The organism is Alicyclobacillus acidiphilus NBRC 100859, from assembly GCF_001544355.1.
Classification (GTDB): Bacteria; Bacillota; Bacilli; order Alicyclobacillales; family Alicyclobacillaceae; genus Alicyclobacillus; species Alicyclobacillus acidiphilus.
The window spans coordinates 1-1,386 of record NZ_BCQI01000140.1; the positions used below are offsets into that span (position 1 = coordinate 1).

The window sequence follows — 1,386 nt, forward strand, 5'->3', positions numbered from 1 at the left end:
GGGTTTATGGAATAAAGGATGATAGCTTCATCGTAACTGCGGTACTCTTCGCGGATATGGACACTCCTATTGAATGACCTTCACAATAGCTGTAAACATTCACAAAGCGATAGCATACCGCAACGCTACTGAACCTGGATCACAATTACTATGTGAAAAGACATCCCAACCAACGATAACTAACTGCCCCCTTCAACGATATGAGCAACCTACCGAATGTCACACGTTAGTATCGTTTTGCCCAAAATAGATAAAACATGAAACCCAGCGGATGTGCTTCCGCCAGCAAAACGGCAATAACTTGTCAAAATAGCGTGTGCCGATAAAGCATTTTATTGAATGCCATCTATGTGCCAGCGGCTAACAGGACCTCATCTCGCTACCACTCGGTACATCGGATGTTTTTGGCTGATTCTCTATAGAACCACGCCATATACTCCTCTCATCTTCGACTGTAATACGGTCTCCGTGACTTTTGGGTTGAGAAACAACCAAGAACTCTACATCTGATCGTGACTGATTCATCATTTGATGTGGGACACCAGGCGGCACTTCTATCCCTTGAAGTGCACCAATCTCATATCGTACCCCGTTGACTTCTAACGTCGCTGTCCCCGAAAGGACAAAAAAGAATTGCCGAGACTTGTTGTGAAAATGCCGCACTTCATACGCACCAGACGGCATTCTCTCATGTATCACACTTAAATCATTCTGCTTCACTAAGTGCCAACCGTCGCACTTCTTGCCCCAACTGTAATGTTCCGCATTCTGTTTGCTCACAATCACGGACAGCACCCCAATGACGTTTTGAAAGAAATTATTCTTATAGGTGAGTTGCTTATTTCATCAGCGACTGCCTTTCAGAAAAATCAAGCTCCCATCCCCTACTTACAGCTTTACAAGTTCACTTAGTTTCTGCCTCACTGGATCAAAGGCTGTTTCCCTGTGTAGAAGTGAGTACCCTGGATGATAGGTTCGATAGGTGTGATACGGAAGAAGTTGATGAGAGAGTCTAACCAGGTGATTTGATTCGAACCCATCAATAGGATGAAACTCCAACGTATTACCCAATTCTCTCTGATTCCAAAAGGTTTTTACGATGCGCTCGTCATAGGTGTATCCCGTTAAAAAGAGAATCACATCAGGTCGTAGAGCCTCAATCGTCATCGGTAACACGTTAAATTCACTGCCCAACAACTCTTCCAAATGTGATGGGGGTCGATGGTTCGAGTAGTCGAATGGGATCAACTCTGTGTTCAGGAATCCGTCGTCCCCATCTTCTGGATCAACCGCTTGGAATAACTCTCTGCTTCCTCGCCAAAACGCTGTATGATCCCATTTTCGTCTCAGGCGAAAGTCCTCGTACATCCATTGGAGATAACGAAT

Annotated in this window: 1 protein-coding gene and 1 pseudogene; both read right to left on the minus strand. The window is 44.8% G+C overall.

The features are described from left to right. Window positions 1-447: 447 nt before the first annotated feature. Window positions 448-786: pseudogene (locus AAC01S_RS19090) on the minus strand (cupin domain-containing protein); the annotation flags it as partial. A 102-nt stretch (window positions 787-888) separates the two neighbouring features. Beyond that, window positions 889-1,386, minus strand: a 498-nt coding sequence (locus AAC01S_RS19825; protein WP_217997872.1) for a hypothetical protein, incomplete at its 5' end; no start/stop codon positions are given.